This is a genomic window from Tsukamurella strandjordii (genome assembly GCF_039525985.1).
Taxonomy (GTDB): domain Bacteria; phylum Actinomycetota; class Actinomycetes; order Mycobacteriales; family Mycobacteriaceae; genus Tsukamurella; species Tsukamurella strandjordii.
Window position 1 is genome coordinate 82,474 of the sequence record NZ_BAAAII010000005.1, and the last position, 23,450, is coordinate 105,923.

The window sequence follows — 23,450 nt, forward strand, 5'->3', positions numbered from 1 at the left end:
ACATGCCGCCCCCTACCGAAAGGATTGCCACCATGCGTAGGCACATTCACAACGAACGATTCGACATGCGGTTCCGGCACGACGATTTCCCGTCCGATTGCGGCGAGGGTCGTGGCGGCGCCCACGGTCGCGGCCGCGGCGAGGGCCGGGGTCGTGGCGAGGGCCGGGGTCGTGGCGAGGGCCGGGGCTTCGGTCCCGGCGGTTTCGGGCCCGGCGGTTTCGGTCCCGGAGTTCCCGGTTTCGGCCCCGAGGGTTTCGGCCCCGGTGGACCGGGACGCGGCGGCCGGGGTCGTGGGCGCGGACACGGACGGCGCGGCGTGCAGCGCGGCGACGTCCGGATCGCCGTCCTCAAGCTCCTGGAGACCGAGCCGATGCACGGGTACCAGATCGTCTCCTCCATCGAGGAGCGCACCGCCGGTGCCTGGAAGCCCAGCCCCGGCGCGATCTACCCCACCCTGAGCCAGCTCGAGGACGAGGGCCTGATCACCATCGAGCGGGAGAACGGCCGCAAGGTCGCCACGCTCACCGATGCCGGCCGCGAGTACATCGCCGAGTCGCTCACCGACACCGACCCCTTCGCGGGCTTCGCCGGCGGCAGCGAGGAGCGCGGACACCTTCGCGACACCCTGCACGAGCTGCACGAGGTCACCCGGCGTGTGGGCCGCACCGGCGGCGCTGAGCAGATCGCCGCGGTCGATGCCGTTCTCGGCGACGCGATCAAGCAGATCTACTTGCTGCTAGCCGGTGTCGACCGCACGCCGCCCGCTGCGGCGCCGTCCGACGATGCCGCTACGGACGCGCCGGACGAGGCGTAGTCACCCGGTGGGCCCGCGCCGTATCGGGCCGCAGCCGCACCCGGTCGCCCGGGCGCAGTTCGCGGTGCCGGTCGGCGGGGAGCTCGGCCACCACGGTCGACGTGTCGCCGCCGCTCACCGCGACGTCGCTGGTCACTCGGCAGCGTCCACCCACCACAGTCACCTCCACGACGGTGCCGGCCAGTCCGGCACCGTCGCCGGTGGCCGCGACGGTCACCGCATCGGGGCCGAAGACCCACGCCCCGTCGCCGTCCGGCAGCAGGTTCATCCCCGCCAGCCGGGCGGCGAAGGGCGTACTGGGGGAGAGCAGCAGCTCGGCTGCGGGCCGGTGTTCGACGATGCGCCCGCCGTCGAGCACCGCCGCCTCGTCGGCCAGAGCCACCACATCGGCGGCATCGTGCGTGATCAGCACGCAGGTCAGATCCGCGAGCACCTCGCGCAGGACGGTGCGCATCTTCGGTCGTGCCGAGACGTCGAGTGCCGAGAGCGGTTCATCCAGAATCAGGACGCGCGGCTCCGCAGCGAGCGCCCGCGCCAGCGCCACCCGCTGCGCCTGCCCACCGCTCAGCTCGCCGGGCCTGCGATCCGCGAATTCCGCGGCACCCACCGCCTGCAGCCAGCGGTCCGCCGCCGCCAGCGCGCTGCGGCGGTCCGCGCCGGCACTGCGCGGCGCGAAGGCCACGTTCGCCCGCACGCCCAGATGCGGGAACAACCGCGTCGCCTGCCCCAGCAGCGCGACCCGGCGCCGGTGGGCGGGCACCCACACCGCGTCCGCACCGCCGGCCGCGAAGACCGTCGTGCCGTCGACCAGCACCCGCCCGGCATCGGGCCGCACCAGGCCGGCGATCGCATCGGCCATCGTCGACTTCCCGGTCCCGTTCGGGCCCACCAGCGCCAGCGTGCGCCCGTTCGGCACGGTCAGCGCGGCATCCACGCCCCGGGCCGCGACGGTGATCGTGGCCTCCAGGCTCACCGGCGCCACCCCCGCACGCCGTACACGCCCGCCACGATCACGGCGGCCACCACCAGCAGCACCAGCGACAGTGCCACGGCCGCCTGGGGATCGGTCTCGTTGCGCAGGTAGATCTCCAGCGGCAGCGTCCGCGTGGTCCCGGCGAGCGATCCGGCGAAGGTGAGGGTGGCGCCGAACTCGCCCAGCGCCCGGGCGAAGGTGAGTACCACGCCCGAGGCCACCGCCGGCAGCGCCAGCGGCAGGGTCACCCGGAACAGCACCACGGACGGGGAGGCGCCGAGTGTGGCCGCCGTCCGCTCGTACTCGGTACCCAGTGATCGCAGGGCGCCCTCGACGGCGAGCACCAGGAAGGGCAGGGCCACGAAGGCCTGGGCGAGCACCACGGCCACCGTGGTGAAGGCGATGTGCCCGCCGATGCCGCCGATCTGGCCCACCAGGCCGCGCCGGCCGAAGGCGTACAGCAGGGCGATGCCGCCCACCACGGGCGGCAGCACCAGCGGCAGTAGGACGACGGGCCGCAGCACGCCCACCAGCGGCGATCGGCCGCGGGCCAGCACCACGCCCAGCGGCACGCCCAGCACGATGCACAGGGCCGTGGCCGCCACCGAGGTCTGCAGCGAGAGGAGCAGCGCCGTGCGGGAGTCCGGTGAGGTCACGAGGGCGCCGAAGCGCGGCCAGTCGACCTTCGTCACCACCGCGAGCAGGGGGAGTACCACGAACGCGGCGCCCAGTGCGGCCGGGACCGCGATCCATTTCGGAACGGAGGTCACGGCGTCCCGAAGCCCGCGGCGGTGAGCGCGGCGCGCCCCTCGGGTCCGCGCACGAAGCTCACGAAATCGTCCGCGCCGGCGCGGTTCTTCGCGTCCTTGAGCACGCCGATCGGGTACATGTTGACGGCGCCGTCGGCCTGCGGGAAGTCGACCGAGCCCACGGAATCTCCGGCGCCCCTGACGTCGGTCCGGTACACCAGGCCGGCATCGGCCTGGCCGAGTCGCACCTTGGACAGCACGCTCGAGACCGAGTCCTCCTCGCTCACCGGTCGCAGTGCGACGCCGGCCGCCTCGGTCACCTTGGCCGTCGCGGCACCACAGGGAACGGGTTTGGCGCACACCACGACCGAGACGTCGGGGCGCGCCAGATCGGCGAGCGCGCCGATCCGCTTGGGATTGCCCGCGGTGGTGGCGATGGTGAGGACATTGGTCGCGAAGGGCTGCGTCTGGTCCACGAGCGATGCGCTGCGCGCACGGTCCATGGTCGGGGTGTCCGCCGTGGCGAAGACGTCGGCGGGTGCGCCCTGGGTGAGCTGGGTCAGTAGGCCGGACGAGCCGCCGAAGGAGAATTTGACGGTGGAGCCGGGATGCTTCGCGGAGAAGTCGGTGGCCAGCTTCTCGAAGGTCGCCTGCAGGCTGGCCGCGGCGTACACGATCACCGTGCCGCCGTCCGCGGAATCGCGGGTGGGGGAGTCACCGGAGCTCGAGCACCCCGAGACGAGAACGCCGAGCAGAACGGCTGCGGTCAGGCGTGTGGTGCGCATCGCATCTCCCGGTGTCTAGGGCATCGGTGTCCGTGCACGACAATATCCCCATGGCGAATCATGAGGTGACGGTCGCACTGCGCTGGTCCGATATGGACGCGCTGCAGCATGTGAACAACGTGTCGATGCTGCGGGTGCTGGAGGAGGCGCGCATCCGGTTCCTCACGGAGCGGGCCACCAGCGCGGGAACCGAGCGCGCGACGATGTTCGTGGCGCATCAGGAGATCGACTACGCGCAGCCACTGCTGTACTCGGCCGAGCCCGCACGGATCGCCATGTGCGTCACGCGGATCGGTGGGTCGGGCTTCGACATCGGGTACACCGTGTACACGCCCGAGGGGGCCGTGGCGGCGCTCGCGGAGACCTCGATGGTGGTGGTCGACGGTGCCGCCAGCGGCCGCCCGATGGCGATCCCGGAGGGCATGCGCGCGGTGTTGACCGAGCTGCAGGGCGATCCCGTGCCGTTCCGCCGGCGCCGCACGGAATCGGCGTCCTAGCCGCCCGGCCGGACCATTGCGGCCAGGTAGCGCCGCGTCATCACCGCCTGCAGGAGGCGGCCGGCCGGCGCTCCGAGACGGGTGTACCACCGGCCCGGCCGGGAGAACGCGGAGACCACCGCGACCACCGCACCGTCGGCCCGCAGTTCGACCGAGAACAGCTCCTCGCCGCTCTCCGGATGCCCGGGCAGCGTGCCGTACGCGAAGCCCGCACGGTCCGGCTCGTCGAGCAGGTAGACCACCCGGCACGGGATCCGGAGGGGCCCCAGGAAGGGCGCGCTGAGCAGCAGGATCGTGCCCTCCTGCGCCGTCGGCGTGCTCGCGCGCACCCGCATCCCGGCGCCGCGTTGCATGCCGTAGCCCAGGATCTGCTCGCGCACCGCGGCGAAGTCACCAGGACCGTGCCCGACCACCCGCTCGGCACGGATCACGTGCGCGTCGGCGGGCGGAGCCGCACCCGGCCGCGTCGCCCCCACCTCGGCGTAGGTGAAGGGTGCCCGTTCCCGACCGGCGAAGTCCGTCATACCCGTCGAAGTTACGCCGCCTCGCGGCGCGCCAGCCTGGCCGCGGCGTAGGCCCCGACCGCTACTGACGCGACCACCGCGACGCCCGCCACGCCCGTTACCGTGACCGATTCGCCGAGCACGGCCGCCCCGAGCGCCGCGGCGCACAGCGGCTCCGCGAGCGTGATCGCCGGGAGCGAGGCCGAGATCGGCGCGGGCTGGAAGGCGCGCTGCTGCAGGTACATCGCGCCCAGACCGGCCGCGATCAGCAGGTACAGCCGCCAATCGGTGAACAGCCGCACGGTGTTGTCGAGGAAGTCCGCGTGCTCGTAGGAGGTCAGGACGGGCTTGGTGAGCACCGTCGCCACGCCGAACAGCAGTCCGGCGCCGACGCCGAAGGACAGTGCGCGGGCGGAGCCGGGCAGCGAGCGCACCAGGCCCAACCCCGTCGAGACGGCTGTGATCGCCCCGATCACCGCGAGCGCGGGCAACCACGAGGAACCCGGGGCGTCCGGCACACCGTCGGTGGGGCGGCCCGCCACCAGGAACAGGGCCAAAGCACCGGCGAGTAGCGCGGCGTACAGCCATTCCCGCCGTGTCACCCGGGTGTGGTTGAGCGCGGCCGAGACCGGCAGCGCGAACAGCAGCGCGGCCACGATGAGGGGTTGCACCACCAGCACCGGCCCGAAGACCAGCGCCGCCGCCTGGAAGGCGTAGCCGCCGAGGTCCCCGGCCAGGCCGAGCCACCACCGGGGCCGGCGCAGCAACTGCGCGACGAGGGGCGTGCCTTCTTCGACGCTCGCGGCCTCGGCCTGCTGCGCCGCGGAACCGCAGGCGAACAGGAACGCTGCCACGAGCGCGAGCAGGATCGACAGGACCGTGGTGGACACGGGTATGAAGCTACGCCCGCGCAGAAGTCCTCCGCGACACGCTATGTTCGGTGCAACATCCGCCTGCGAAGGAGTTGTAGTGGCGAAGGTCGAGAGCACCATCGAGGTGCCCCTTTCCCCCGACGAGGCCTGGGCCAAGGCCGCCGATCTGGACGTGCTGCCCGAGTGGGTCACCGTGCACGACGGCTACCGCAGCCCGCTGCCCGACGAGCTCACGGCGGGCCTGAAGATCAGCTCCGTGGTCAAGGTCAAGGGCCTGCGCAACCGGGTCGATTGGACGATCTCGACCTACGATCCGCCGCGCAAGCTGGTGCTGGACGGCAAGGGCATGGCCGGCACGAAGTACAAGCTCACCGTGACGGTGGCCCCCTCCGGGACCGGCACGAAGATGTCGCTGCGCGCGGATCTCGGTGGCGCTCCGTTCTTCGGGCCCGTCGGGATCACCGTGGCGCGGGCGCTCAAGGGCGATATCGAGGAGTCGCTCGCCCGGTTCAAGCAGTTGTTCGTGCAGTAGGCACCGGCCGACTGTCAGGGGGGCGCGCGTGGATGTCACGGATCTGGTCGGGACGGCGATCCGGCAGGGGCTCGATTGGGGCACGGGGCGGGTGCAGCGGTTGCGCCGCCGCGCCGGGCTCGACGGTCCGCGACCCTGTGACGGCCTGATCCTCGACGTCGACGACACGCTGATCGACACCGAGTCCGCCATCCGCACCGCGGCGCAGGCCGCCGCCCTGGAGGTGTGGCCGGAGTCGACCACCGCCACCCGGGAGCGCTTCGCACAGCTCTTCCACGCCGATCCGCACGGCTTCTTCGCCGGTTACACCGATGGCCGCATCCGGTTCCATGAGATGCGCAAGCAGCGGATCGCGGCCGCCGCGGCCGATCTCGGCCTGCTCTGGGAGCCGCGCCGGTACCGGCGCTTCTGCAGCGCCTACGATCCGGCTTTCGCGGCCGCGCAGCGGCTCTTCCCGGACGCCCTGCCCGCGGTGGAGGCCGCCGAGGATTGGGGGATCGCGGTGGTGCTGCTCACCAACTCGTCGAGCCCGGCCACCCGGATGAAGCTCCAGGTGCTCGGGGTGTCCGAGCGGTTCCCGCACGTGGTCACGACCGACACCCTCGGCGTCGGCAAGCCGGACCCGAGCGTCTTCCTGCACGCGTGCGGGTTGATCGGTGCCGAGCCCGCGCAGTGCATCGCTATCGGCGATCACTTCGGCAACGACGTGCTCGCGGCGCGGGCGGCGGGCCTGCGCGCGCTGTGGCTGGACCGGGCCGGCGTCGGCGGCGACGAGCGCGCACCGTCGATCCCGAGCCTGGCGGCCGTGCCCGCGGCGCTCACCAGCGCGATCTAGCGGAGCCGGTGCATCCCCCTGTCGGACATCCGTGTTAGAACCGGACCCATGCTCACCGTGCACCGCTGCGAGCGGGGCGACGTCCTCGTCGACGCCCTCGCCGAGGTCCTCGCCACCCCCGGCGCGGATCCGTTCGCTGCGGAGGTGATCGCGGTTCCCGCCCGGGGCGTCGAGCGATGGATCACCCAGCGCCTGGCCAGCCGCCTGGGGATCGCCGCGAACATCGAGTTCCCCACGCCCGAGGGGTTGGTGGCCGAGGCGGTCGCCACGGCCTCCGGGATCGCGCGGGACGAGGATCCGTGGCGCGGCGAGAGATTGGTGTGGCTGGTGCTCGCCGCGATCGACCGGCTCGCCTTCGAACCCGGTGGCGAGGTCTTGGCCCGGCACCTCGGCGTCACCCGGCCCGGCGGCTGGGCGGAGCAGCCCGGGCATCGTCCTCGGCGTCGGTACCCCACCGCGGAGCTGCTCGCGGGCCTGCTCCGGTCCTACGGGGCGAACCGCCCGGGGATGCTGGTCGACTGGGCGGCGGGGCGCGAGTCCGACGGTGCGGGCGGCGCCCTGCCGGCCGATCTGCACTGGCAGCTGCGGCTGTTCCGCGAGGTCCGCGATCTGGCCGGTGTCCCCAGTCCCGCCGAGCGGCTCGATGCCGCGTGCGAGCGGCTCCGCGCCGAACCCGGCCTGCTGTCCCTGCCGCAGCGCCTGTCGGTGTACGGACCCACGCGCGTCCCCGCCGATCAGGCCGCCGTTCTCGCGGCCCTCGCGCGGCATCGGGACGTGCATCTGTGGCTGCCGCACCCCAGTCCCGCGCTTTGGGAGCGCACCGTCGTGGACCCCGCACCCGGGGTGGGGGAGCCGATTCCGCGCACCGGGGGCGCCGTGGCCACCAATCCGTTGCTCGCGAGCCTCGGCAGGGAGTCCTCCGAGCTGCAGGTCCGGGTCAGCCCCCTCGCCGACGCCGATGTGCATCACCCGGCGCCGTCCCATCCGGGCACCCTGCTCGGCGAGTTGCAGCGCGCGATCGCGGACGACACCGCGCCGGCCCCCGAGGCCGCGCCGGACGGCACCATCGAATTCTACGCCTGCCACGGCCCGGCGCGGATGATCGAGGTGCTCCGCGAGCGCATGGTGCGCCTGTTCGAGGACGATCCCACGCTGCAGCCGCGGGATGTGCTGGTCACCTGTCCCGATATCGAGACCTACGCGCCACTGATCCGGTCCGCCTTCGGCCAGGCCGTCGCGGGCACCGCGGCCGGGGAGCCGGCGGAGGACGCTCATCCGGCGCAACGCCTGCGAGTGCGGCTGGCCGACCGGTCGCTGCGGTTCACCAATCCGCTGCTGGACGCCCTGCTCACCGTGTTGGAGCTGGCGGACGGCCGGGCCACGGTGGCGCAGGTGCTCGACCTCGCCGCCACCGAGCCGGTGCGCCGCCGGTTCCGCTTCTCGGACTCGGACATCGAGCGGCTCCGCGAGTGGGCCGGTCCGTCCGGCGCCCGGTGGGGTCTGGACACCTCGGGCCGGGAACGCTTCGGCCTCGGCGGTTTCCCGCAGAACACCCTGGCCACTGCGCTGGACCGGATCCTGCTCGGCGTGGTCGCCGATGAGACCGAGGGGGAATGGCTCGGCCTCGGCCTGCCGCTCGACGATGTGGACTCGACCGATATCGATCTGGTGGGCCGGTTCGCCGAATACCTCGACGTCCTCACCCGCGCCACGGCGGATTCGCGCGGTCGGCGGCCGGCGCACGAGTGGGCCGCGTCGCTCAATGCGCTCGCAGTGGACGTGGCGGCGGTGGCGCCGAGCGACGGCTGGCAGGTGACCCAGGCGGGCCGGGAGATCGCCACCGCGCTGCGCGGCGGAGCCGAGCGCGATCTCACGCTGCCCGAGGTGCGGGCGATGCTCGGCTCCCGGCTCGCGGCCAAGCCCACCCGGGCGAACTTCCGCACCGGCGAACTCACCGTGTGCACGCTGGTGCCGATGCGGTCGGTCCCGCATCGCGTGGTGGTCTTGCTCGGCCTCGACGACGAGGTCTTCCCGCGGAGCACCCGGTACTCGGGCGACGATGTGCTCGGGCGCACTCCCTGTGTGGGGGAGCGGGATCCGCGCGCCGAAGACCGACAGCTCTTCCTCGACGCGGTGACCAGCGCCACCGATCGCCTATTGGTCTTCTACACCGGTGCCGACCCGGTGAAGGGCACCCCGCGCCCGCCCGCCGTGCCGGTCGCCGAGCTGCGGGACGCGGCGCGGGCGCTGCTGACCGATCCCGCCGCTTCGGGACTGGAGTTCCGGCACTCTCTGCAGCCCTTCGATTCCGACAACTTCGACCCGGACCGGTTCGGGCTCGGCGTCCCCTTCTCCTTCGATCCGGCCGCCTACGCGGGTGCGGTCGCGGCGGGCGGCACACCGGAGCCCCCGGCCCCGTTCCTGGACGGTCCGCTCGCCGCGGCCATCGAGGACGTGGACCTCGACTCCCTCCTGCGATTCTGCGAGCACCCGGTCAAGGCCTTTCTGCGGCAGCGCCTCGGGTTCACCGTGCCCGATCAGGACGAGGAGCTCGCCGAGGCCCTGACGATCGCGCCGGACGGGTTGCAGCGCTGGGACATCGGCGACCGCATGCTCGCCTCGGCATTGGCCGGAGTGGAACCCGACAGGTTCGCCGCCGCCGAGATGCGCCGCGGCACGCTGCCGCCCTTCGCCCTCGGCAGTGCGGTCCTGGACGGCATCGCCGGCACCGTCGCCGAACTGTCGCGGGTGGCCTCGCCCTATCTCACCGGGCCGGCCACCACCGTCGACATCGCGGTCGATCTGGGCGCGGGCCGCCGGCTGGTCGGGTCGGTGCCTTCGGTGCGCCCAAGCGGCATTGTGCGCTCGTCGTTCAGCAGGCTCGCTCCCAAACACCGGGTCGCGGCGTGGGTATCGCTGCTCGCCCTGGCGGCGGGCGGTCACCCCGAGCAGTCGGCTGTCGCGATCGGCCGCGGGCGATTCCGCGGTGTGCTCACCTCGCGGCTCACGGTGCCCGCGGACCCGGTGGCGGAGCTGCGCGCCCTGGTCGATCTGCGCGATCGCGGACTCACCGAACCGCTGCCGCTGTTCCCGGCCGCGTCGGCGGTCTACGCCGAGCGGGGGATCGCCGGCGATTCCCAGCAGATGGCACTCGACGCCGCCCGCGGTGAATTCGAGAGTAGTTTCGGCGATGGCAAGGACCGCTCCATCCGTTACGCGCTGGGGGAGTCCGCCTTCGACGATGCGCTGGGCCCGCCCCGCGGCACCGAGGCGGAGTTCTCCCGCGCCGGAACCCGATTCGGTGCCCTCGCGGCCCGCCTGTGGGTACCGCTGCTGAACCACGAGGAGATGAGCTGATGGCCGCCCGGGAATCCGTCCTCGGGGTGACCCCGTTCGAGCTCACCGGCCCCCTGCCCGGGGGAGCCACCACCACGGTGCTCGAAGCCAGCGCCGGCACCGGCAAGACCTACGCGATCGTCGGCCTGCTCACCCGGTACGTGGCCGAGGGCGTGGCCGACCTCGGCTCCATGTTGCTGATCACGTTCTCCCGCGCCGCCACTCAGGAATTGCGGGAACGCGCCCGCGCCCGGTTGGTCGCGGCCGAGGAGGCGCTGCGCGACCCCGAGGCGGCGCGGGACTGCGACGACGAACTGATCCGGCACCTCGCCGCGGCGGCACCGGAGGAGGTGGACCTGCGTCGCCGGCGGCTGGTGGCGGCGCTCTCGGACTTCGACGCGGCCACGATCACCACCACGCACGGCTTCTGCCAGCGCATGCTCGACGCCCTCGGCATGGCGGGCGATCTGGAGCCCGGCGCGCAGTTCGTCGAGGACATCGGTGATCTCGTCCAGGAGGTGGCCGAGGACGCCTACCTGGGGATGTTCGCCGGGCGTCCGCACCCGCCCTTCCCGCTGGCCACGGCCCTGCTGTACGCCCGCACCGTGGTCGCCAACCCGCGCGCCGCCATCACCCCGCGCGACGCCGAACCGGGCTCCGATGTGGCCGCCCGCGTCCGGTACGCGGAGGCGGTGCGCCGCGAGGTGGACCGTCGCAAGCGGCTCGGCCGGCTCCGTGATTTCGACGACCTGCAGGGCCTGCTGCGCGACGCGCTCACCGATGAGACGCACGGCGAGGCCGCGTGTTCGCGTCTGCGCGAGCTGTATTCGGTGGTCCTGGTCGACGAGTTCCAGGACACGGACCCCGTGCAGTGGGACATCCTGCACGCCGCCTTCCACGGCCACCGCACGCTGGTTCTGGTGGGCGATCCGAAACAGGCGATCTACGCCTTCCGCGGCGCGGAGGTGTACAGCTATCTCGAGGCCTCGAAGCAGGCCACTACCCACCAGGCGCTCGACGTCAACCGCCGGTCCGACGGTCCGCTGGTGACCGCGCTGCAACACCTGTACGGCGATGTGGCGCTGGGCGATGCCCAGATCGTGGTGGGCCCGGTGAGCGCCGCGCGGACGGATTCGCGGCTCGCCGGGCGACCGCTGCGGCTGCGGTACCTCGGGTCCAACGGCGTGGGACCGAAGACCCAGTACGGCATCCCGCGCGTGCCCGGCGTCCGCAAGGCGGTACTGCGCGATGTGGCCTCCGATATCGTGCACGCGCTGGTGGCGGGGGAGGAACTGGACGACGGTGGAGCGCCGCGCACGCTGGAACCGCGGGACATCGCGGTGCTGGTCCGCAAGAACGAGCACATCGCCGAGCTCCAGTCGCTGCTGCAGGGCCTCGGCGTGGCCGCGGTAGCCGCGGGTGGCGCCAGCGTCTTCACCACCGCCTCCGCCACGGACTGGCTGCGGCTGCTGCAGGCGCTGGAGAACCCGGGGCGCGCCGACCGCGCCCGCCTGGCGGCGCTCACCCCGCTCTTCGAGTTCACCGCCCGCGACCTCGACGAGCGCGGCGACGAGCTGGTCTCCGAGATCAGCGGGCGGCTGCGCACCCTGGCCGGGATCTTCGCCCGCTCCGGCTTCGCCGCGATGTTCGACGCCCTCGCCGCCGGATCACGGTTCGACGCGCGCCTGCTCGGCCGGGTCGGCGGTGAACGCACGCTGACCGACCTGCGGCACGTCGCCGAGCTGGTGCAGCACGCCACCGTCACCCTGGGGCTCGGGCTGGGCGCCGCCACCCGATGGCTCGCCGAACGCATCGCCGACCCCGGCCTCGGCGGCACCGCCGATCCCGCGCGGCGGCTCGCCACCGACACCCAGGCCGTCCAGTTGATGACGGTGCACGCCAGCAAGGGGCTGCAATTCCCGGTCGTGTACCTGCCCTTCGCGTGGGACTCCTTCGGCGGCTTCGGCGACCGTGACACGTTCACCTTCCATGAGGACGGTGAACGGCTCGTGGACGTGGGCGGCAAGGACGCCCGCGGCTACGACGCCCGCCTGGCCACCTCGCGGGAGGAGGACGCGGCGGAGGAGCTGCGCCTGCTCTACGTGGGGGCCACGCGCGCGCAGTCGCGCCTGGTGCTGTGGTGGGCGCCGAGTACCACCACGAAGGGCTCGCCGCTGCACCGCCTGTTGTTCTCCGAGGTCGGCGGGGGCCGTGTGCCCGCGGGGCAGGCGCCGATCCCGAGGGACGACGAGGCCGGTGCCCGGTTGCGCGAATGGGCGGCGCCCGTGGAGTCCGCGGTCTCGATCGAGGCGGTCGACCCGGCCGCGCCGGCGCCCCCGCAGTGGCGTCCGCCGTTCGCCGGCTTCCCGCCGCTCGAACTCGCGCGGGCGTCCCGGCGGATCGACCCCAGTTGGCGGCGCACCAGCTACTCGGCGCTGGTGGCCGACGCCGCACACGGTCCGATCGCCGCACCGGACACGGGGAGCGAACCCGATGTCGAGGACCGCGCCGACGAACCGGTCGACGAGCCGGCCGACGCCCCGGCCCCGGCCCCGGACGCACCGTCGTCGCTCATGAACGGCCTGTCCGGCGGCACCGTCTTCGGCAATCTCGTGCACGAGATCCTCGAACACGTCGACACCGGCGCACCCGATCTCGCCGCCGAGGTGCTTGCCCGCTGTCGGGAGGCTGCCGAATTCGGCACTACCGCAGACGATCCCGCCGAAGTGGCGGCCGCGCTCACCGCGGTGCTCCACACCCCGCTGGGGACCGGGGAACTGGCCGGTCTCACGTTGGCGGAGGTGGCGCCGGGGGATCACCTCGCGGAGCTGGACTTCGAGCTGCCGCTCGCCGATACCGGATCGGCCACGCTGGGCACGATCGCCGACCTGCTGGAGCGCCACCTGCCCGCGGACGATCCGTTGGCGCCGTACGCCGCCCGGCTGCGTGAGGTACCGGGCGCCGCGCTGCGCGGCTACCTCACGGGCAGCATCGACTCCGTGCTGCGGGTGCGGGCGGCGTCCGGCGACCGGTTCGTGATCGTCGACTACAAGACGAACCGCCTGGCCCGCGGCGAGCTCACCACGGCCGACTACACGCCGGAGCGGATGGCGCAGGAGATGATGGGCTCCAACTACGTCCTGCAGGCGCTGCTGTATTCGGTGGCGCTGCACCGCTTCCTGTCGTGGAAGCTGCCCGACTACGCCCCCGAGCGTCACCTCGGCGTGGTGCAGTACCACTTCGTGCGCGCGATGATCGGGCCGCAGACACCGCCCGGATGCGGTGTCTTCGAATGGTATCCGCCGGCGGAGCTGATCGTCGCGGTCTCGGACGCGCTCGCGGGAGGTCCGCGATGAGCACACTGCTGGAGGCCTTCGCCGAGGCCGGCGTGCTCGCGCCCGCCGATGTGCACGTGGCCGGGGCCCTGGGCAGGCTCGGCGGTGAGAGCGACGAATCGGTGCTCCTGGCCGCCGCGCTCGCCACCCGCGCCGTCCGGCTCGGCTCGGTCTGTCTCGAGCTCTCGCGCCTGCGGGACGTGGCCGTGGACGGCGACGACACCGTCGACCTCGATGCACTGCCCTGGCCGGACCCCGCGCAGGTGGTCACCGCGTTGCAGCGCAGTCCCCTCGTGACGGGCTCGGCGAAGGGGCCGCTGCAACCGCTGCGCCTGGTCGACGACGAACTGCTCTACCTCGATCGCTATCACCGCCAGGAGGAGACGGTGCGGGCGGTTCTCGACGCGCGCGCCGATGCCGCCCCGGGCGTCGATGTCGAGCGCTTGCGAGAGGGCCTGCGGCAGCGGTTCCCGGAGCCGGGACCGGACAGGCAGCGGCTGGCCGCCGCCGTCTCGGTGCTGGGCCGCACCACCGTTCTGGCCGGTGGCCCGGGTACCGGCAAGACCTACACGGTGGCCCGGATTCTGGCACTGCTGTTCGACCAGCACGGCCCCGAGCTGCGGATCGGCCTGGCCGCACCCACGGGCCGGGCCGCGGCGCAGCTCGCCGGCGAGGTCCGCAAGCAGGGCGAGGCGCTGGGGCTCCCGCGGGACATCCCGGCGCAGACCATCCACCGGATGCTCGGCTTCAAACCGGGCAGCGCCAGCAGGTTCCGGCACGACGCCGACAATCACCTGCCCTACGACGTGGTGGTCGTCGACGAGACGTCGATGGTCTCGTTGACCATCATGTGCCGATTGCTGGAGGCGCTGCGGCCGGATGCCCGCCTCATCCTGGTGGGCGATCCCGATCAGCTGGCCTCCGTGGATGCCGGTGCCGTGCTCGGCGATCTGGTGACCCGCGGGGTCACCCGGGTCCCGTCACCGGAGGTCGAGGCGTTGCTCGCCGACGAGGCGGCGCGCTCCGGCGCCGAGGAGGAGCGGCTCGACGAGGCCGAACTCGCGCAGGCGCGGCGGGGCGTGGTGCGGCTGCGGCGGGGCCGCCGCTTCTCCGGTGTCCTGGGCGAGCTCGCCGACGCGGTGCGTCGCGGCGACGCCGACCGGGTGATCGAGTTGGCCCGCGCGGGTGGCGACGGCGCGATCGAGTGGTGCGAGCCCGACGATCTCGCGGGGCTCCGCGCCGATGTCGAAGCGGCCAGCGCCGCAACGGCACTGGCGGCGCGCGCGGGGCGGGCCGGTGATGCCGCGGCCGCCGTGCAGTTGCACCGCGTGCTGTGTGCGCATTCCGAGGGGCCGTCCGGTGTGACCCGGTGGGCGCAGCTCGCCGAGGAGTGGTCCGGTGTGCGGCCCGGCGGATTCGGTTGGTACGCCGGGCAACCGCTGCTGGTGACGGCCAACGACTACGACACGAAGGTGTACAACGGCGACGTGGGCGTGGTGATCGCGCACGATGGCGATCCTGCCGATCTGCGGGCCGCGTTCTCACGCGGCGGCGACGTGGCCCTGCTGTACCCGAACCAGTTGGTGGCGGTGCGCACCGTGTACGCGATGACGATCCACCGCAGCCAGGGCAGCCAGTACGAGGCGGTGTCCGTGGTGATCCCGCCCGCGGATTCGCGGCTGCTCACGCGGGAGCTGCTGTACACCGCGATCACCCGAGCACGGCAACGCGTGCGCCTGGTGGGTTCCGAGGAGGCGCTGCGCGCGGGTGTCGCACGTCAGGTGCTGCGCGCCAGCGGCTTGCGGAGGGGATGAGATGCGGGTCCTGATCCAGGGCGCCGGGGCGATCGCCGCGGCCGCGGGTGCATTGTTCGCGGAGGCCGGGGCGGCGGTGACGGCGGCGTCGCGGCGCGACGGTGTCACGCTGACCGCGGTGCGGCGGCGCAGCGGCACCACGGTGGACGTGCCGGTGACCGTGTACGCCGGGATTGCGCCGGGCGTCTTCGACCTGCTGGTGCTCACGTCGGCACCGGGGGAGCTGGCACCCGAGGTGGCGGCGGTGCTGCGGGATGCGCGGATCCCCGCCGTAGTGGGTACCAGCCAGGTCCCGGGCGATCTCGCCGCGACGCGTGCGCTGTTCCCCGATGCCGAGGTGGCGTTGTTGGCGCCGAACGTCGCCTCCTTCGCCACCTCGCGCGGGCCTCAGACCCGGGCAGAGTTCTGGGTGCCGCCGCTCCTCGGCGCCTTCCTCGTCGCGGGCGACGGTGCGCTGCCGGCCCGGATGGCCGCCGAGTTTCCGCGGGTCGTCCGGCGCGCGCCGATGCGGGCCGTCGAGGCGAGTCCCGCGGGCCTGGTGCCGTACGCGGCGGAGCTCGCCGTGGTCGACGGTGACTGGGACGCCTTCCGCCGCAGTCTCGGCCGTCCCGGTGCCGCGGCCGCGGAGGCGCTGCGGGTCGTGACCGGCCGCACTGCTCCGGCCCTGCCACCGATCGTGGTGCGTGTCGGCCTGGCGACGGCGGGGGTGGCGATCCCGTTCGACGTCCCGACCTTCGCGGGCAATCATTTCGTCCGGCACGCGGAGCAGAGCCTGCGGATGCTCGACGCCTGGCGTGCCGCCGCCGGGCGCCCCACTCCGGCCCTCGATTCGCTCCGCACCGACCTCGCCGCGGCGATAGATCGGCGGACGTAGCCGTCAGGCCGCAGACAGTGCGCCGCCCGCCGATCCGTCGGGGCGCCACTGTTCCTCGGCGTCATGGTCGGCGAGGAGCCGTTCCAGGTGTGGCGGTCCGTGGGGGCCGTCGAGGATGGCTGCGATGTCGTCGTAGGTGGTGCCGATGACGGCGTTGTACTGGGCGCGCTGGTCTTCGGCCCGCCACTGCTCGCGGAATTGCTCTGTTCGGCGGCGCCAGTGGTCGAGGGCGCGGCGATGGAGCTCGTCGGTGTGGTGGGTGTGATTGACCCGGTGCCGACGGGTGGGGTCGGCCTTGCGCCGCCAGCCGGTGCGCCCGGCGTAGGGCCCCTCGGCGAGGGTGATCGTCTCGCGCCCCCGCGGACGGTCGCTGGTATCCGGTGTCACGGTGGCGTGGTGCCGATCGCAGGCCAGAGTGAGCGCGGTGATATCGGTTTCGCCGCCGTCCGCCCATTCGGTGATGTGGTGGACCTGGGTCCGGGTGGCGGGCGCTGCGCATCCCGGGGCGGAGCACCCGCGTTCGGATCCGTACAGCGCGATCCGCTGATCGGCGGTGGCGAGCCGCTTCTCCCGGCCGAGGAACAGTGGCCGCGATGCGAGGTCGAGAAGGAGGACGTACTTGGGGTTGGTGCCCATCATCCGCAGTGCGTCCTCGACCGGCAGGCGCCCGCCGGTGGCGGTGGTGGCGATCCCGGTGTGCGATTCGAGCTGGTCGATGGTCAGGGTGATGATCGGTACGCACGGTAGGCCGCGGTGCTGGCCGAGCTCACCCGCGGCTACCGCCATGCGCAGCGCGGTGACCAGGGCATCGTGATTGCGCTGTGATCGCGTGCGCTTGTCCGCTGAGCGGCATCGCGCAGCGCGGCTTGATCGGTGGTATCGACCGGATCGTCGGCGTCGGCGGGGTTGTTCATCCCGGGCCGGGCGAGCTTCTCCAGGATCGTGTCGAGGAGCGCCCGTCCTTCGGGGCTCAGCGCCCCGTCGAAGTCGGTCATCATGTGGTCGCCCTGGGGTCCCACGTCCAGCGCTCGGGCCCGGGCGATGACATCGGCGTCGGGCTCGGCGCCGTCGGGATCGAGGAGATCGATGGCGCGCCTGCCGATCGTGATCAGGTCGTCGGGGGTCACGTCGTGTGCTGCGGTGACGAGGATGTCTTCGAGGTTCTCCGCGTCGGTGGCGGTGAGCCGCGTGCGGCAGGCAGTGAAGATCTTGTCCATGGCCGTGGCGTGCCGCTCGGAGATCCGTCCCGTACGTTGTGCGGCTGCGATCAGCGCGTACTTCGGCTCGGGTGCGGTTCCGCGTTCGTGGCGGGGTGCCCGGTCGACGGCGCCGCGCATGCGGTCGCGGGCCTCGGACCCGGCCAATCGCAGCTGGTCGACCAGCATTTCTTTGAGGCCGGTGTAGTCGAGTTGCCCGGGCAGCCCCTGCTCGAATGCCACTCGCGCGAGCAGGTGTTGGCTGTACGGGATCTTTCGGGCCGCGGTTTCCAGGCGATGCAAGGCCTGCAGCATCTCCTGCGGGCTGAGCATTACCGGGTCGGTCGCGGCGAGCCGATCGGCGGCGCGTTCGAAGGAGGCGAGTGCGTCGAGGTATTCGCTTGCAGTGCTCGTGGTCTCGATCATTCTGCCTCCTCCCAGTGAGTCCCATTCTACGCCACTGTTCGATGCAGAAGCAATAGTTCGAACAATGTTCGTCTCGCCTCATACATGCACGGGCGCACTATCTTTCACATTGGTGGTGGCGGATGATCGGAGCAGTCGAAGGAATTTGTGGCGCCCGAAGCGCGTTGCAGCAGGCGGTTCGCCGCCTCGGGCTGCCGGGCGACACCCTCCACCAGCTTCGATCCGGCGAGACCGTTGCCGATCCCCGCGCCGACGGCCGCGCCGCCCAGGATGACTCCGCCCGCGGCGAGAGCGCCCGCCGTGATGATCGCGTTGACGAGATTCTGGTCGACCATGATCGTCTCCTTAGCCGGGGGTGATACGTGGGTCGAGCAGGTCGGTGAGTGCGCGGGCGGCATGCTCGGCGCCGTCCTCCGCGCGCACGACCGCACCGAGTTCCGCGGTGCGGTTGCGGTGCGCGGGCGCCGCTCGCAGGGCGTCTGCGAGCCCCTCGGCGGTCAGCGAATGACGGGGCCGGGGCGCGGTGCCCGCGCCGATCGTGTGCAGGCGCTGTGCCCAGAAGGGCTGATCCATGATGCCGGGCACCGGGATCGACGGGACGCCGGCACGCAGCGCGGCAGCGGTGGTGCCCGCGCCGCAATGATGCACGACCGCTGCGCACCGGGGGAACAGCTGCGCATGCGGGAGATCGTCGACGACGAGGAGGTGCTCGCCCTCGGGCGCCAGGCCCGCCCACCCGCTCTGCACGACGGCGCGCACACCGGCGGACGCGGTGGCCTCGGCGATGATCGCCGACAGGTGCTCACCCTGCGCGGTCGCGGTGCTGCCGAGCGTGATCGCCACCGGCGGCGGGCCGACCTCCAGGAACGCCTCGACGTGCGAGGGGAGGCCGCCCACGGATTCGGGGGTGAGGTAACCGGTCACGTGCAGGTGATCGGGCCAGTCGCGCGGTCGGGGGAGCACGGCCTCGCTGAACGGATACAGCACCGGCCAGCCGCGCCGTGCCCGCTTCTCGGCAGCGGACGGTTTCGCGGGGAGGCCGAGATCGCGGCGCAGCTCCGCCACCACGGGTGCGTACACCCGCTCGGCGAATCCGCCCAGCCACCACACCGCCCGATTCCCGAGCCGGCCGAAGGAACGCGTCCCGAGCGCCGGAGGGCTGAAAGCGCCGGTGGGGGAGGCGGGCTGGAACATGACACCCGCGCTGGGCAACCCGAGCGCGGCGGCGACGTGCCGCCCGAGCAGGGCGCCCACGGGGCCTTCCAGCAGAAGCAGGTCGGCACCGTCGGACGCCTCGGCCATGGCCTGGCCCACGCCGCGCAAGCCCTCGCGCATCTCCTCCAGGGATTCCTTCGACGGCCGCATCGACGTCCCGTCGACGAGGGCCTGCGCCGCGGGGGAGGCGATCGTCTCGGCCCGCGTATCGCGCGGTAGTGGCGCGAAGGTGATTCCCGCGGAGTCGACCTCGGGCCGATACGGCTCCTGCGCGGCGATCACCACGTCGATGCCGCTGGACAGGAGGCGGCGGCCGAGGCCGGTGAGCGGAACAACGTCGCCCCGCGTGCCGAACGCGGATATCGCGATGCGGGTCATGCGACCACCGCCCGGGTGAACAGATCGACCACGGTCTCTCCGTAGGCGATCGGGTCGTAATCGGACAGTCGCGCATGATCGGTGGCCGCCCCGTCGAGTGCGCCGCGTAGGGCCGATGCTACTGCGACGGCATCGAGATCGGCGCGGAACTCGCCCCGTTCGACCCCGAGCGCGAAGATCGCGGCGGGGTCGAGCAGGGCCAGATCTCCCTGCGGGGGATTCGCGGCGGTGTCCTCGGTGACGGCCGTGTCGAATCGCTTGCCGTCGGGAGTGCGATAGGTGGTCGCGATCTCGCGGAGGGCGATGGTCTGATCGCGGTGCTCGGCGAGGAAGGCCATGTTGGCCCGGATGTAGGCGGCGAGCTTATCGGCGGCGGTCTCGGCCGCGGCGATGGTCGGGACGATGTACTGCGCCGCGGTGACGAAGACGGTGGTGGTAACGGCCTGGACCAGCTCGTCCTTGGTGCGGAAGTGATAGAGCGCGACGGACTTCGCGATGCCGACGTGTTCGGCGATCCTCGCGACGGACGCCGCGGGGTAGCCGTTCTCCGCGATCACGGCGATGGCCGCATCCACGAGCTGCGCCCGTCGTTGTTCCGAGGTGAACGTGTCTCTAGACCGCATGGTCTAAATATAGACCGTGCGGTCTAGAGAAGTCCAGGGTCGGTTCAGCCCACGCTGCGGAGCGGATCGTGCTCGGCCATCAGCTTGTCCAGGCGCGCCTCGTCGACACGGCCTCGGATGCTGTTGGCCTCCTGCTGATCCCGCACGACCTTCGCGAGGTTGAAGCAGCTGGTGATGAGGAACAGGGTGCCGATGATCATGAAGCCCCGCTGCCACGGGTCCATGGGCAGGTAGAAGGCGCCGATGAGCAGCGCCCCGGACGAGACGGCGAAAGCGATGGCGGACTGGGCGAAGAAGGCGGTGGTCGGCTTCGGAGCCGGAGTGTGTGAGGTCATGGTTATGAGAATGTCGGCCCGCGGCGCGCGCCGCCTGAGTAGGACTACCCGATCCGGGGGAGTACTTCACGCCGAGACGACGCACGCGATGCACGACCGTGTGCCGGCACCGGCCCGTGTGCCCAGTCCCGCACAATCCGTACGTATTCTTTGCTATACTGGAATCAGGAGATCCGAGCGCAGAGGAGGCGCCCGTGGTTACCGTTTTCGCGATCTGTGCCGTCGTCGGTGTTCTCACGCTGGTGGCGTCACTCGTCCTGGGGGACATGGATTTCGGCGGTGTCGATACCGACGCCGGCCTGCCCTGGCTCAGCGCGCCCGCACTTGCGGCCGCGGTGGGTGTCTTCGGTGTGGTGGGTTGGCCGCTCAGTGTGGGAACCGACCTCGCCGCCCCCGTCGTCGCCGTGATCGCGGCGCTGGCGGGCGTCGGGGCGTACGGCCTGCTCATGGTGGTGTTACGCAGCATGCGGCGCGCGCAGACCGGCGCCGTCGCCGGGCTCGGCGCCGCAGTCGGCACCATCGGAGAACTGAGCATGGCCATACCGGCGGGCGGCTGGGGGCAGGTGACCTACGTCGATTCCGAGTCGGTGCGCAGCACCACCACGGCGATCCTCGTCGATCCGAAAGCCGCTGCGGCGAACGGCGATCAGGTGCTGATCGTCGATGTCGAGGGCGACCGGCTGGTGGTTCAGCCGCTCAACACCCAGGCCTGACGCCCGCATGCGCGGAGTCTCGCGCAACTGAACCTTTGAATAGATAGGGAGGGAATCGAAATGACTGGATCGATCCTGCTCGCGGCCGGCGCCGCGGTGATCGTCATCCTGCTGGCCCTGTGGATCTTCTTCCACAACTACATCAAGTCCCCGCCCGACCAGGTGGCCATCTTCACCGGTCGTGGCGAGATGAAGGTCGTCCGTGGCGGCGCCCGGTTCAAAGTTCCGGGGCTCGAGCGCGTCGACTACATGCCCTTGCGGCCCTTCGAGATCCGCATCGCGCTGAGCAACGCCCGCAGCATCGACGGTGTGCCCGTCGAACTGCAGGCCGTGGGCCTGGTGCGCATCGGCACCACCGATGAGATGACCCGCACCGCGGCGCAGCGCTTCCTGACCGCGAACATGGCCGAGCTGGAGAACCAGATCAACGAGATCCTGGCAGGCAGCTTGCGCGGGATCGCGGCCACCATGACCGTGGAGCAGCTCAACAGCAACCGTGAGGCCCTGGCCCGCGGCGTGGTCGACGAGGCCGGGGGTGACCTCTCGCGCATCGGCATGGAGGTCGACATCCTCAAGATCGCCGGTATCGAGGACCGCAACGGCTACCTCGAATCGCTCGGCCAGAAGCGCATCGCCGAGGTCAAGCGCGACGCCGACATCGGCAAGGCCGAGGCCGAGCGCGACTCGCTGATCCGTTCCGCCGATGCTCGCCGCGCCGGCGAGATCGCGCAGACCGAGGCGGAGACGGCGATCGCCGAGGCCCAACAGGGCCGCGATGTGCGCATCGCCCAGCTCCGTGCGCAGACCGAGGCGCAGAACGCCGAGGCCGACCAGGCCGGGCCGCTGTCGAAGGCCCGAGCGGAGAAGGCCGTCGGTATCGCGCTCGAGGAGGCCGAGGCCGCCCGCATCGAGGCCCGCACCGAGGTGGAGCGCAAGCGCCGAGCCCAGGCCGAGGCCGCGCTCGAGGCCGACGTGATCGCCCCCGCGGAGGCCGCGAAGCAGGCAGCCGTCACCCGCGCCGAGGGCGAGCGGCAGTCCGCGTTCCTCACCGCCGAGGCCCGCGCCAACGCCACCCGGCTCGACGGCGAATCCGCCGCTGATGCCCGCAAGTCGGCCGCCGCCGCCGTCGAGGCCGAGCTGCGTGCCGACGCGGCCGGCAAGCTGGCCCAGGCGGAGGTGAACGCCGAGGCGATCCGGCTCGAGGGTGAGTCCGCGGCAGCAGCCCGCAAGTCCGCCGCCGCCGCGCTCGAGGCCGAGCTCCGGGCCGACGCGGCCGGTAAGCAGGCCCAGGCCGAGGCCTTCAACCAGTACGAGGCGGAGGCCGTGCGCCTGCTCCTCGTCCCGCAGGTCCTGTCGATGATCGAAGGGGCGGTGCGGGCCCAGTCCGAGGCCACCGCCGCGATCGACAGCATCAACATCATCGGTGGCGGACAGTCCGATGCCACCGGCGGGCTGCTGGGCCTGTCCGGCCAGTCCATCGCCTCGGTCGTGGCCTCGCTCCGCGCCCAGGGCATCGACCTCGCCCAGTTGCTCGGCGGCGCGCCGTCCGAGACGACCCCGGCCCCGGCTCCGGCCCGGTCGGCCGAGGTGGAACCGGCCGTCCTGGTCGACGACGAGTAGTGATCGAGCGACAATGAAGCTCGGCGACGCCGAGGCACTGCGGCTCGCGGTGGGCCTGCTGGAGGAACGACTCCGGCAGTTGCCCGCCGCGGGTCTGCGCGGTGCCGAACTGTTCGTCCTCAGCACCGTCGAGGCGCTCGGCCCGGACGCCTTCCCGACGGCGATCGGGGACCGCCTCGGGATGCGGCGCTCGAACGTCTCGGCCGCGATCAAGGACCTCGAACGACGCGGCCTGGTGGAACACGTCGACGACGCCGACGGGGCGGACGGCCGGCGGCGGCCCGTCCGGCCCACGGACCGGGGGCACGCGGCCCTGCACGCGCAGGAACACGAGCGCGATCAGTGGCTCATGGCGCACGGAAGCGAGCAACTCACCGTGGAGGAGGCGGCGCTGCTGCGCGATGCAGTGCCGCTGCTGCTGCGCCTGGCCCGGGGCTGACCACCAGAAATCAGCGCGAGCGCAACCCTGGCCGGGCCCTTCCGGCGTGGATATCGTCGCTCGGGTGAGTGGTGTCTTCTCGTTCCCCAATCCGGTCAACGACAACGCGGCCCGCGTCACCGCGGGTCTCGTCGTCGTCCTCGCCGTGGTCACCATCGTCGCAGGTCAATGGTGGCTCTACGCCGCCCTGGCGATCGGTTTCGCGCTGCGTGTGGCGGGCGGGCCCCGCTATTCGCCGTTCGGCCGGCTCGCCGTCCACGTGATCGCGCCGCGGGTCGGGCCCGCCAAGCTCGTCCCCGGCCCGCCCAAGCGATTCGCCCAGACCATCGGACTGGCCTTCTCCGGCGTCGCCCTGGTGCTCTTCCTCACCGGGAACCATGTCGCCGCACAGATCGTGCTGGGGCTGCTCGTGGTGGCGGCACTCCTGGAATCGGCCCTCGGCCTGTGCCTGGGCTGCGTCGTCTTCGGGTGGCTGCAGCGCCGCGGCGTCATCCCCGCCTCCGTGTGCGAGGCCTGCGCGGGCGTGAACACCACCCCGCCCACGCTGAGCGTGCCGCAGACGCACTAGTCGCACCACCCCCGAAC

The 23,450-nt window shown here is 72.3% G+C and carries 23 protein-coding genes; 12 read left to right on the top strand and 11 right to left on the bottom strand.

The features are described from left to right. The first annotated feature begins 32 nt into the window (after positions 1-32). A complete protein-coding gene (locus ABD108_RS09440; protein ID WP_343930126.1) occupies positions 33-815 on the top strand; it encodes a PadR family transcriptional regulator in 783 nt (260 codons plus the stop codon). Here ABD108_RS09440 and ABD108_RS09445 read toward each other — a convergent pair. From ABD108_RS09445 to modA, 3 genes are read right to left on the bottom strand one after another with little or no spacing between them, the layout of a single operon-like run. After that, positions 790-1,788 (bottom strand): sulfate/molybdate ABC transporter ATP-binding protein, encoded by a 999-nt coding sequence (locus ABD108_RS09445; protein ID WP_343930127.1) that lies wholly within the window; start codon positions 1,786-1,788, stop codon positions 790-792. The genes ABD108_RS09440 and ABD108_RS09445 overlap by 26 nt on opposite strands. Next, the gene (locus ABD108_RS09450; protein WP_220658694.1) at positions 1,785-2,558 is read right to left on the bottom strand and encodes an ABC transporter permease; all 774 of its coding nucleotides are present in this window, start codon (positions 2,556-2,558) and stop codon (positions 1,785-1,787) included. The genes ABD108_RS09445 and ABD108_RS09450 overlap by 4 nt, the downstream gene beginning before the upstream one ends. Continuing rightward, positions 2,555-3,322, bottom strand: coding sequence for a molybdate ABC transporter substrate-binding protein (gene modA, locus ABD108_RS09455; RefSeq protein ID WP_343930128.1), 768 nt, complete (start codon positions 3,320-3,322; stop codon positions 2,555-2,557). Before modA ends, ABD108_RS09450 begins: the two co-directional genes overlap by 4 nt. Before the next feature lie 50 nt (positions 3,323-3,372). On the opposite strand from modA, the gene ABD108_RS09460 reads away from it, so the two are divergent. After that, complete coding sequence (locus ABD108_RS09460) at positions 3,373-3,819, top strand: acyl-CoA thioesterase (protein WP_220658696.1); 447 nt, start codon at positions 3,373-3,375, stop codon at positions 3,817-3,819. Here ABD108_RS09460 and ABD108_RS09465 read toward each other — a convergent pair. Further along, positions 3,816-4,343, bottom strand: coding sequence for a DUF1990 domain-containing protein (locus tag ABD108_RS09465; protein ID WP_343930129.1), 528 nt, complete (start codon positions 4,341-4,343; stop codon positions 3,816-3,818). The genes ABD108_RS09460 and ABD108_RS09465 overlap by 4 nt on opposite strands. 11 nt (positions 4,344-4,354) lie before the next feature. Next, complete coding sequence (locus tag ABD108_RS09470) at positions 4,355-5,212, bottom strand: DMT family transporter (protein ID WP_220658698.1); 858 nt, start codon at positions 5,210-5,212, stop codon at positions 4,355-4,357. A 79-nt stretch (positions 5,213-5,291) separates the two neighbouring features. Here ABD108_RS09470 and ABD108_RS09475 point away from each other — a divergent pair, with 79 nt between their 5' ends. Genes ABD108_RS09475 through ABD108_RS09500 form a run of 6 tightly spaced genes read left to right on the top strand, consistent with a single transcriptional unit; the run spans position 5,292 to position 15,920 of the window. Further along, on the top strand, positions 5,292-5,726 hold the full coding sequence (locus ABD108_RS09475) for a type II toxin-antitoxin system Rv0910 family toxin (protein WP_220658699.1): 435 nt from the start codon (positions 5,292-5,294) through the stop codon (positions 5,724-5,726). 28 nt (positions 5,727-5,754) lie between these two features. Further along, a complete protein-coding gene (locus ABD108_RS09480) occupies positions 5,755-6,561 on the top strand; it encodes an HAD family hydrolase (protein WP_305110474.1) in 807 nt (268 codons plus the stop codon). Positions 6,562-6,609: 48 nt separating this feature from the next. Continuing rightward, positions 6,610-9,918, top strand: a complete 3,309-nt coding sequence (recC, locus tag ABD108_RS09485; protein WP_343930130.1) for an exodeoxyribonuclease V subunit gamma — start codon at positions 6,610-6,612, stop codon at positions 9,916-9,918. Continuing rightward, a complete protein-coding gene (locus ABD108_RS09490) occupies positions 9,918-13,253 on the top strand; it encodes a UvrD-helicase domain-containing protein (protein ID WP_343930131.1) in 3,336 nt (1,111 codons plus the stop codon). The genes recC and ABD108_RS09490 overlap by 1 nt, the downstream gene beginning before the upstream one ends. Further along, entirely contained in the window at positions 13,250-15,046 is a 1,797-nt protein-coding gene (gene recD, locus ABD108_RS09495) for an exodeoxyribonuclease V subunit alpha (protein ID WP_220658703.1), read from the top strand. The genes ABD108_RS09490 and recD overlap by 4 nt, the downstream gene beginning before the upstream one ends. A gap of 1 nt (position 15,047) precedes the next feature. Continuing rightward, positions 15,048-15,920, top strand: a complete 873-nt coding sequence (locus ABD108_RS09500; protein WP_343930132.1) for a hypothetical protein — start codon at positions 15,048-15,050, stop codon at positions 15,918-15,920. A 3-nt stretch (positions 15,921-15,923) separates the two neighbouring features. Here ABD108_RS09500 and ABD108_RS09505 read toward each other — a convergent pair whose 3' ends face one another. The 6 genes from ABD108_RS09505 to ABD108_RS09530 form a co-directional block, all read right to left on the bottom strand. Then, positions 15,924-16,724, bottom strand: coding sequence for an HNH endonuclease signature motif containing protein (locus ABD108_RS09505; RefSeq protein ID WP_343930332.1), 801 nt, complete (start codon positions 16,722-16,724; stop codon positions 15,924-15,926). Beyond that, positions 16,697-17,542 carry a DUF222 domain-containing protein gene (locus tag ABD108_RS09510; protein WP_343930133.1) on the bottom strand — a complete coding sequence of 282 codons (846 nt, stop codon included), beginning with the start codon at positions 17,540-17,542 and terminating at the stop codon, positions 16,697-16,699. The genes ABD108_RS09505 and ABD108_RS09510 overlap by 28 nt, the downstream gene beginning before the upstream one ends. Positions 17,543-17,646: 104 nt before the next feature. Beyond that, positions 17,647-17,877, bottom strand: coding sequence for an ATP synthase subunit c family protein (locus ABD108_RS09515; RefSeq protein ID WP_343930134.1), 231 nt, complete (start codon positions 17,875-17,877; stop codon positions 17,647-17,649). 10 nt (positions 17,878-17,887) lie between these two features. Further along, a complete protein-coding gene (locus ABD108_RS09520; RefSeq protein WP_343930135.1) occupies positions 17,888-19,135 on the bottom strand; it encodes a glycosyltransferase in 1,248 nt (415 codons plus the stop codon). Next, positions 19,132-19,758: a TetR/AcrR family transcriptional regulator gene (locus tag ABD108_RS09525; RefSeq protein WP_343930136.1), complete on the bottom strand. Its 627-nt coding sequence runs from the start codon at positions 19,756-19,758 to the stop codon at positions 19,132-19,134. The genes ABD108_RS09520 and ABD108_RS09525 overlap by 4 nt, the downstream gene beginning before the upstream one ends. Positions 19,759-19,802: 44 nt before the next feature. Further along, positions 19,803-20,093 carry a YiaA/YiaB family inner membrane protein gene (locus ABD108_RS09530; protein WP_220658709.1) on the bottom strand — a complete coding sequence of 97 codons (291 nt, stop codon included), beginning with the start codon at positions 20,091-20,093 and terminating at the stop codon, positions 19,803-19,805. Between the two features lie 194 nt (positions 20,094-20,287). On the opposite strand from ABD108_RS09530, the gene ABD108_RS09535 reads away from it, so the two are divergent. The 4 genes from ABD108_RS09535 (at position 20,288) to ABD108_RS09550 (ending at position 23,433) form a co-directional block, all read left to right on the top strand. Beyond that, positions 20,288-20,806, top strand: a complete 519-nt coding sequence (locus ABD108_RS09535) for an NfeD family membrane protein (RefSeq protein ID WP_305110481.1) — start codon at positions 20,288-20,290, stop codon at positions 20,804-20,806. 60 nt (positions 20,807-20,866) lie between these two features. After that, the gene (locus ABD108_RS09540) at positions 20,867-22,426 is read left to right on the top strand and encodes a flotillin family protein (RefSeq protein WP_305110482.1); all 1,560 of its coding nucleotides are present in this window, start codon (positions 20,867-20,869) and stop codon (positions 22,424-22,426) included. A gap of 13 nt (positions 22,427-22,439) precedes the next feature. Continuing rightward, the gene (locus ABD108_RS09545; protein ID WP_220658712.1) at positions 22,440-22,865 is read left to right on the top strand and encodes a MarR family winged helix-turn-helix transcriptional regulator; all 426 of its coding nucleotides are present in this window, start codon (positions 22,440-22,442) and stop codon (positions 22,863-22,865) included. A 64-nt stretch (positions 22,866-22,929) separates the two neighbouring features. Continuing rightward, positions 22,930-23,433: a DUF4395 domain-containing protein gene (locus tag ABD108_RS09550; protein WP_220658713.1), complete on the top strand. Its 504-nt coding sequence runs from the start codon at positions 22,930-22,932 to the stop codon at positions 23,431-23,433. The last annotated feature ends 17 nt before the right edge of the window (positions 23,434-23,450 follow it).